The 8,530-nt window shown below is 73.5% G+C and carries 8 protein-coding genes; 3 read left to right on the top strand and 5 right to left on the bottom strand.

Going from position 1 to position 8,530, the window contains the following annotated elements; genetic code table 11:
• Positions 1 to 310 precede the first annotated feature (310 nt).
• Complete coding sequence (locus tag E1284_RS35610; protein WP_131944564.1) at positions 311 to 1,318, top strand: matrixin family metalloprotease; 1,008 nt, start codon at positions 311 to 313, stop codon at positions 1,316 to 1,318.
• A gap of 55 nt (positions 1,319 to 1,373) precedes the next feature.
• On the opposite strand, the gene E1284_RS42060 is transcribed toward E1284_RS35610, so the two are convergent.
• The 3 genes from E1284_RS42060 to E1284_RS35625 all read right to left on the bottom strand — a co-directional run bounded on the left by E1284_RS42060 (position 1,374) and on the right by E1284_RS35625 (position 3,982).
• A complete protein-coding gene (locus tag E1284_RS42060) occupies positions 1,374 to 1,919 on the bottom strand; it encodes a class E sortase (RefSeq protein WP_165965554.1) in 546 nt (181 codons plus the stop codon).
• Between the two features lie 111 nt (positions 1,920 to 2,030).
• Entirely contained in the window at positions 2,031 to 3,044 is a 1,014-nt protein-coding gene (locus E1284_RS35620) for a chaplin family protein (protein WP_165965555.1), read from the bottom strand.
• Between the two features lie 182 nt (positions 3,045 to 3,226).
• A complete protein-coding gene (locus tag E1284_RS35625) occupies positions 3,227 to 3,982 on the bottom strand; it encodes a hypothetical protein (RefSeq protein WP_131944566.1) in 756 nt (251 codons plus the stop codon).
• Between the two features lie 349 nt (positions 3,983 to 4,331).
• Here E1284_RS35625 and E1284_RS35630 point away from each other — a divergent pair, with 349 nt between their 5' ends.
• Positions 4,332 to 4,586, top strand: coding sequence for a hypothetical protein (locus tag E1284_RS35630; protein WP_131944567.1), 255 nt, complete (start codon positions 4,332 to 4,334; stop codon positions 4,584 to 4,586).
• A gap of 176 nt (positions 4,587 to 4,762) precedes the next feature.
• Here E1284_RS35630 and E1284_RS35635 read toward each other — a convergent pair whose 3' ends face one another.
• Positions 4,763 to 6,022 (bottom strand): FAD-dependent oxidoreductase, encoded by a 1,260-nt coding sequence (locus E1284_RS35635; protein WP_131944568.1) that lies wholly within the window; start codon positions 6,020 to 6,022, stop codon positions 4,763 to 4,765.
• Positions 6,023 to 6,048: 26 nt separating this feature from the next.
• Positions 6,049 to 7,275 (bottom strand): carboxylate--amine ligase, encoded by a 1,227-nt coding sequence (locus E1284_RS35640; RefSeq protein ID WP_131944569.1) that lies wholly within the window; start codon positions 7,273 to 7,275, stop codon positions 6,049 to 6,051.
• Positions 7,276 to 7,574: 299 nt separating this feature from the next.
• On the opposite strand from E1284_RS35640, the gene E1284_RS35645 reads away from it, so the two are divergent.
• A partial coding sequence (locus E1284_RS35645; RefSeq protein WP_207924137.1) for a glycoside hydrolase family 26 protein occupies positions 7,575 to 8,530 on the top strand: 956 nt, incomplete at its 3' end.

Raw genomic sequence — 8,530 nt, forward strand, 5'->3', positions numbered from 1 at the left:
GGGGAGGTGGGTCCTGCACCCGCCTCTCGGCAACGGTGTTCTGTTTGATCCCGAGTTGCCGGATTACTTGCTGCTTTTCCGCATGGGGGGACAATAAACGCGTTTGCCATATTATGAAGGATGATTTACCTGATTCTTACACCGTTCTCCACGTGGCGCGCCGCCGATTTCCCGACAAACGCCCATCGGGACGGTCATCGAGGAAAGGCACGTCCGCCGAGATGGTGATCATTTTAGATAGCGGCCGTTTCCCTTTTCCGGCCCCACGAAAGACTGCCAGGGGACGTTCCCGCACATCGGAGAGAATGCTATGCGCGACTATCCACGGGCGGTCCGGCGAGTGGGGGCCGTGACGGCCGCCGCGGCGCTCGCGGGCACCGCGTTCACCGGCACCGCGTTCACCGGCACCGGGTTGACCGCGCCGACCTCCGCCGGGCCCGCGTGGTGCAGGCCGGGCGGGACGCTGTCCGCCCGCGCCATGCCGCGCCGGGTGAAGATCGCCGACTGCGATCTGCGCGGCCGGACGGTGCGCGGCCCGAACGGGCTCGCGGCGGTCGTCCCGGCCGACGGGACCTCGCTGGTCGCGCACGAGCTGCGCACCGACGGCGCCGCCGAGCTGCGCATCCGGGTGGACGAGCGGGACGGCGAGATCACCATCGACGCGCGCGGCGGACGGGTGCCGCAGGGCCGCCCGCGCGGCTTCCGGGCGCCGGCCGCCGCCTGCGCGGACGGCACGCACCGCTCCGAGCCGAGCAAGTGGCCGAAGGGCACCACCGTCCAGTGGCGCTACTCCGCGGGGACGTCCGGGCTGTCCCGGGACCCCATCGCCAAGGGCATCGCCAACGTGGTCGGCTCCCGCACCGACTGCGACCCCGGCGGCCGCTTCACCCCGCCGCCGGACATCGCCGAGCACTACGCCGGGCAGGCGGCGCAGCCTCCGAACGTCACCGGCGCCGCCGACTGCGGGAAGCGGGACGGTGCCAACACGTTCGGCTGGCAGGCCATGCCGGACGCCGGCAGGGACGTCCTCGCCGCGACCTGCACCTGGTTCAAGGGCACGGCGACCGTCGAGAGCGACATGGCGCTGCAGACGCAGGGCAAGCGATGGTGGACGGACGGTTCGTGCCCGGCCGGGAGCTATTCCGCCGAAGCCGTCGCGACGCACGAGTCCGGCCACGTCCTCGGGCTGGCCCACGTCGAGGGCATCGAGCACGAGAACCTGACTATGGCGCCGTCCATCGCGTCCTGCGACGGCGGCCCCGCCACCCTCGGCAAGGGCGACCACGACGGCCTGATCGCCCTCTACGGCGGCCGCTGAACGGCGCGGAGCCGCACCGCGCCGTCCAGCGTCCGACCTTCGGTCAGCGCCCGGATCAGCGCTTGCGCCGCAGCTTGCCGACGACGACGAGGCGGTGCCGGTCCGAGCCCTTCGGGGTGCAGGTGATGAGCGTGACGTACTGGCCGCGGGGCGCGCTGCGCCGCCTGAACGGCACCGGCTCCAGGGCCCGCCGGTCACCCGGGTCGATGACGCGCTTGGTCCGCACCCGGTACACGTAGGTCGTCCGGCCCCAGCGCAGGACGATCTCGTCGCCGCGCCGCATCCGGTCGAGCTTGTTGAACGGGTGCAGCCAGGTCGTCCGGTGGCCGAGCAGCACCGTGTTGCCGTCCCGTCCGGGGACGCCGGTCCCCGGGTAGTGGCCGGCGCCGCGCCGCAGGACCGCCTGGCCGACGCCCTGCCGGACGTCCGCCTTCAGCTTCATCCGCTTGATCCGGATCTGCCCGAGCCGCGTGCCCTTCTCGGGACGCGCGGCGACGGCCGCCGGCAGCGCCGGGGCCGCCTGCGCCCGCGGGACGCCCACGACGGGCGCGCAGCAGAACGCCGCGACGACCGCCGCCCCCACTGCCTTCAGGTTGAGCATGGTGAGCCCCCATCGATCTGGAGTGCCGCTTGCATGGGGAAGGGGCGACACGTCTGCCGCCCCCTCTCCTCGTCCGCCGGCCGGTGGATCGTCATCCGGGCCGGCGCGTGGTCAGTGCAGGACCGGCGAGCCGATCCGGACGGGCGCCCCGGCGCCGCTGCGCGGCCCCACCTGGCCGGAGCGGAGGTTCACCCCGCCCAGGTTGGTGACGCTCCCGACCGTGGCCAGCAGCTGCTGGACGCCGGGCAGGCCGTCCGCGGTGCGGTAGTTCACGCCGGTGTCGGCCGTGCGGTGGCCGTCGGCCCGCAGGGTCGAGGGCAGCTTCTTGTGCTTGGCCGCCGGGCGGTGCTTGGACGGCTTGTAGTGCTTCTTGTGCTTCTTGTGCTTCTTCACCGGCTTCCACGGGATGTGCGGCGGCTCGTGGTGGCCGCCCCCGACGCTCGCGCCGCCCTTGCACTGCGCTTCGGCGAGGCCGAGCACCGCGACGGCGTTGCCGCAGACGTTGATCGGGACGCTGATCGGGATGAAGAACTGGTTGCCGTTCAGCAGCCCGAAGTTGCCCGCGGACTTCATGTCGACGTCGCGGCCGCCGGTCCCCTTCACCGACGCGCCGCCCTCGCACTGCGCCCGCGCGAGCCCGAGCACCGCGACGGCGTTGCCGCACACGTTGATCGGCAGCTTGATCGGCGCGTACACCTGGTTGCCGTTGGCGACCCCGAAGTTGCCGGCCGTCTGCATGTGCACGGACTTGCCGTGCTCCCAGCCGTCGCCGCCGCCGTCCCAGCCGCCGTCCCAGCCGCCGGCCCAGCCGCCGGCCGTCCGGTAGGCGCCCGAGCGGTGCGACGACACCGAGGCGCCGCCCTTGCACTGCGCCTGCGCGAGCCCGGCGATCGCGACCGCGTTGCCGCACACGTTGATCGGCATGCTGATCGGCGCGAACACCTGGTTGCCGTTCAGCACGCCGATGTTGCCGAACGAGGTCATGTCGACGCCGCCGCCGTGGCCGCCGCCGCCGTAGGACGCGGCGGCGCCGGCCGCGGCTCCGGAGCCGAAGGCGGCTCCGATGGTGAGGGCGCCCGCGGCCACCAGGGCGGCGCGGGAGGTGCTCTTTGCCCACTTTCGCATGGTGTGTTGCTCCTGTCGTTGCATCGGTGGTGATCGCTGCGCGGCACCGTCCGGGTGGGCGCAGCACTGGCAGCGGCCGGGGCTCGGCCGTTGCGCGTGGAGAAGGGTTCAGTGGGGCGGGCGGCGTGCTGCGCGCACGCGGCCGCCGTGAGCCGGCCGTTCACGGCCGGACGGGGATCGTCCTAGTCGGGGACGACGGACGGGCCGCCCGGAGCGGCCACGTCGGTCAGCGCCGTGCGCCGGAAGGTGCCGGCGTCCGCGGCGGCCGGTGCCGCCGGATGCCGGCGGTTAGGCAGGTCGGCGACGGGTGTGAGCGGGTGCCCGCCCGTCGATCCGCCGCCCTGCGGGGCCTCCTGGCCGGGCTGCACGGGCCCGTGCGCGGGCGTGTGACGGTCATCGCGGCAGCGCGAGCAGTCGCTCGCCGCCGGCGCCGCGGCCGCCTTGGCGGCGGTGTTCGGGTGCGCGGACGTGGACTCGGCGCCCTTGGACGCCCGGCGGGAAGTACCGGCGGTGTCCTGGTGCTCCGGCCGCGCGCCGGCGTCCGGCCGCCTGACGGGCCGGGTGTCGGTCGCCTTCGTGGCGAGCCCGCCGAGGACGGGCCGCTCGGGCCGGAGGTCCGGGAGCCGCAGCCGCGGCACGCCGGCGGCGTCGGCCGCCTTCCGCACGTGGCCGACGGCCCGGTCCTTGTCGTCGAACAGGTCGTGCTGCCGCGACCGGACGTAGCGCATGGGGTCGCTCCCCATGTCGCGCACGTCCTCGGTCATCGTGTACCAGCCCGGCTTCGACGTGAAATGCCGGAGCGTGGCCGACCCCTCGTCGGCCGCGCCCACCGCGTGCGGGCGCTCGGCCGCGAACGCGGAGTCGTTCAGCGCGGAGAGCGCGAGCCACCCGGCGACCGCGAACCCGACAATGGCGGCGAGGCGCAGGAGAACGGGCACGAGGGCATGCCGCGACCGACCCTGCGGGCGAATCGCCCCGCACTGGATCGATGCGCATTCCACGGCCGGTCCTCCTTGTCGCCTATTCGAGGTCCGGTCGAACGTAACACCCGGCGCGGCCGGCGCAAGAAGCCATTGTTCTCTTGCCCGGCGTGTCCCGGAATCATTTACCGGCCCGTGAACCCGCCTTTGACCGCACCCGGTTTTCCGGTCGACCGACGCCCGCTTTGCCGTACTCATCCGTTCCGCGGCGCAGCCGCCCGAGACCCGGGAGAAGTATGGCGAACGGTATCGGATGCGCTACAGTCGGTGAGCGAGCGGTCACCGACCGCCCCACGGAGGAGCTCCCTTGCCCAACGCCTCGTCCGCGATCACCCGGTTCCGCCCGCTGCGCCGGCCGCGCGCCCCCCGCCGCGAAGTCCACCGCTTCCTCACCCGTGCCGACCTCGTCCGCATCGCGCTCGCCGGCGTCCCCGCCGATCAGCGCCCGAAGCCGGGCCGCGAGCTGGCCCCGGCCTGGACGCTGTACTGGCGCGTGCACTGGTCCATCGCGTCCGCCCGGACCGAGCGCGCCCGCCGCCGCGCCCGGCCCGTCAGGTACTAGCGCACCCGAGCGGGCCGCGGAGGAAGATCCTCACCCCACAACCCAGCCCCGGGAGGACGAAATACCTCCCGGGGCCGGCCCGGCCGATGCACCGGGTGCGTTGACCTGCGGCGTGTTGTTGTTATGAACGCGTCGGAAGCAACAACACGCCGCAGATCAACGAGGTGGCGCGGTTCTTACCGGCGGGACGCGTCCGGCTCCAGGGCGTGCGCCGGGCGGGGCGCGGGCGGGCGCATGCGCGGCGTCCGGCGGATGATGTGCCGGGAGATCCGGGTCGCGGCGAAGTCGGCGCCGTGCACGAAGCGCATGACGGGGCCGAACGTGGCGGCCGCGGCCAGGCCCGCGAAGTACAGGCCGGGCGTGGACGCCTCGAAGTCGCGGCTGAGGACCGGCGCGCCGAGCCGGGTGGCGATGCGGCCGCGCAGGTCCGGGGCGAGCAGGCCGAGCCGGGCCACGTCCGGGACGTAGCCGGTCGCGGCGATGACGTGCTCGACCTCGGTGACGAGCCGCCGGCCGGAGCGGTCGACGGTGGTGAGCGCGAGGCCGTCCTCCTGCTCCACCGCCTTCGCGGGCCGGTGGCCGGTCGTGACCCGGACGCGGTCGTCCAGCCGGTCGCGCAGCCACCAGGAGCCGGCCGGCGGCAGCGTCTCGCGGACGATCCGGCGGCGAGTCGCCTCCGGCAGGTACCGGACGATGCCGGGCCGCTCCGCCCACAGCCAGGTGCGGTACCCGGTGCCGAGGCCGGAGCGGGGCCCGCCGAACAGCCGGTCGGGCAGGGAGCGGCGCTCCTGCGGCACCGTGTTCCAGTCGAGTTCCGGCCGCCGCGCGATGACGTGCGGGTGCGCGCCGGCGTCGGCGAGCAGCACCGCGGTCTCCAGCGCGGACTGCCCGGCGCCGAGCACGGCGACCTCCTTGCCCGCGAACAGGCTGAGGTCGCGGTGCGCGCTGGCGTGCGAGACGAGCCAGGACGGCATGCCCGCCAGCTCCTCCGGGATGTGCGCGAACGGGCCGACGCCGACCGCGACCACCACGGCCCGCGCCGCGATCGTCTCGCCGGTGGACAGCGTGACGGCGTAGCCGCCCGGCCGCCCCCGCTCGACGTTCACGACCTGCGCGTCCCGGTCGCCCGGGCGCTGCGGGACGGCCTCGGCGGCGAACCAGCGGCCGTACTCGACGAAGGTCTCCAGCGGGATCGGCTGCCCGATCCGCCAGCCGGGGTGCAGGTCGGTGAACCGCATCCCCGGCTGCGGCGACCCCAGGTTGGACGCGAACGGCTCGGATTTCAGGAACATGCCCTCGGGCATGTTCGCCTCCCAGAACCGCATCGGCTCCCCGATGATCCGGATGTCGAGCCCGAGGTTCTGCAGGTGGGCGGCCGTCGACAGCCCGTAGGGCCCGGCGCCGGCGATGACGACGTCGCTGGCCGAGTCGCTCATGTCTCATTCCCCCGTGTGTTGTGGTGTTACCTGGTGCGGAGCCGCTCGACCGCGCGGAGCAGGCTCCGCCGCCCCATCGCGAGGAAGGGCGGCAGGTCGTCCGCGGCGTACCAGGCGAATTCGTCGGCCTCGCGCAGCGGGCGGAGGGCTCCCGCGCGCAGCGGCCGCCGTCCGGCCGCCTGCTGGAGGTAGTGGTTCTCCACCAGCAGCCGCCGGCCGATCGCCGGACTCGCGTCCGGGACGCGGCGGCCGGACTGGTGCAGGTGCAGGACGCGGGCGAGGTCGAGCCCGTTGCAGTCGGTGAACAGCCGGAACTGCGCGCCGATCCGCGGGTTGAAGTCGAGCAGGTGGTAGCCGCCGTCCTGGTCGAGCCGGAAGTCGAGGTCGACCAGGCCGCGGCAGCCGAGTTGCCGGACGATCCGGACCGCGAGCCGGTACAGCTCGTCGTTGGCGACCCACTGCCCCACGACCGTGTGCCCGGCCTGCGGCGGGTGCGCGAGGTGCTTGCGGCCGATGCCGCCGTACAGGCAGTCGAGGTTCGCGTCGAAGTAGCCCTGGAAGAACCAGTCGCCACCGCCCGCCGGGACGCGGCGCTGCAGGATGAGCGGGCCGGCGTCGCCGTCGGGGTCGCGCCGCCGGGTGGCGGCGTACAGCCGGTGCAGCTCGCCGCGCGTGCGGACCAGCGTGGTGCTGCGCAGCCCGGTGCCGAGCCGCCAGGGCCGCGACCACTTGGCGATCATCGGCAGCCCGAACGCGTCGGCGGCCTCGTCGACGTCGGCGGCGGACGCGGGGATCCGGCTGGGCGGGCAGGTGATGCCGTGCTCGGCGCAGGCGTCCCGCAGCAGGGACTTGTCGGCGACGCGGCGGGGGGCGTCCGGATCCTGGTCCGGGAAGGCGAAGCGGGGCCGCAGCGCGTCCGCGTGCTCGGCGACGAAGATCGCGCCCGCGTCGTCCATCGGGACGAGCAGCGTCTCGCGGCCGATGCGCGCGCCGATCGCGCGCAGGTGGCTCAGCATCTCGGCCGGGTAGGCGGCGGGCGGCGCCCACGGATGCCCGCGGTGCAGGTAGCGGGAGCGGGAGGCGGGGGTGGCCCGCCCCTCCATGATCGCGTGGACGGGCACGCCGGCGCGGCCGAGACTGCGGATCGCCGCGAGCGTCCCGTGGTGGAAGACGTTGCGGTCGGTGCGCAGCAGCAGGACGGGAAGGCCGGTGTCGAGGCGGGTCCGCTGCGGGGTACGGGTGTCGAAGAACATATCGTCAGGCGTATTCCCAGGGAATGTGGCGCACGACGACCTTCCTAACGTAAATTCTCGGCCTGTTCCGTCCGGACGACTTTTTCGCGGCGGACGTCCAAGGGCATACGATACGCATGGGAGCTGCGGATATCCATTCAGCCGGGCGGCCTTTCGGACCTCGCCGGAAAAGGCCGTTTCCGTTCTGTCCGCTCCCTCCACTTCTGGCCGCGTTCGCCGTCGTGGCCCTGCTCGCGGCGTCCACGATGGCGACCTGGCTGCGACCGCAGGCGGTTCAGAGGTCACCGTCGTATGTGCCGTTGGGGGCGTTTCTGGGCTCCGGTGCGGAGGGGGTGGCCCGGGTCGCCCGGTTCCAGCGGTGGCTCGGCTCGACGGTCACGGTCGGCCGCACCTACCTGCCGGGCGACGACTGGCACGAGATCGAGGGCCCGCACGGGCTGCTCACGCCGTGGGCCCGCTGGAAGGCGGCCGACCCGCGCCGGCTGCTGGTGGTCAATGTGCCGATGATGGCCCCCAACGAGGCGTGGATCCCGCTGCCGGTGCTGGACTCGCTGCTGCGCGGCGGCGCGTCGGGCGCGTTCGACGCCCACTACCGGATCCTGTCCCGGCGGCTCGTGCGGCTGGGCGCGGGCGACGCGGTGATCGTCCTCGGCTGGGAGATGAACGGGGACACCTACGGCGGCCGGTGCGCGCCGAACCCCCGCGCGTGGAAGGTGTACTGGCGGCGGATCGTCGCGACCATGCGCTCGGTGCCGGGCGCGCGTTTCCGATTCGATTTCGCACCGACGCGGGGCCGGGACGCGGTTCCGTGGACGGAGTGCTATCCGGGTGACGACGTCGTCGACATCATCGGCTCCGACACTTATGACCAACCGCCGGGCAAGTCGTTTGACGATTACGTGAACGAGCCGTACGGGCTGCGGGCGCAGGCCGATTTCGCCGCCGCGCACGGCAAGCGCATCTCGTTCCCAGAATGGGGCCTGTTCCGCAATTCCGACAACCCCGAATTCATTCGGGGCATGCATGACTGGATCATGTCGCACGATGTCGTGTACCAGTCGATCACCGACTACTGCCCGCACGGGGTCTGGTCGTGCGGCGGCAATCCGCGGTCGTCCGCCGCCTACCGCGAGCTGTTCGGCGGCGTGACCGCCCCGCCGCCGGCGTCGCCGAACGGGCCGTTCAAACCGCCGCCGGGCGCGCCCACGGTGCCGCCGCCCACGGCACCGGTCCCCACAGCACCGGCCCCCACAGC

Origin of the sequence: Actinomadura bangladeshensis, assembly GCF_004348335.1 — a bacterium.
Taxonomy (GTDB): domain Bacteria; phylum Actinomycetota; class Actinomycetes; order Streptosporangiales; family Streptosporangiaceae; genus Spirillospora; species Spirillospora bangladeshensis.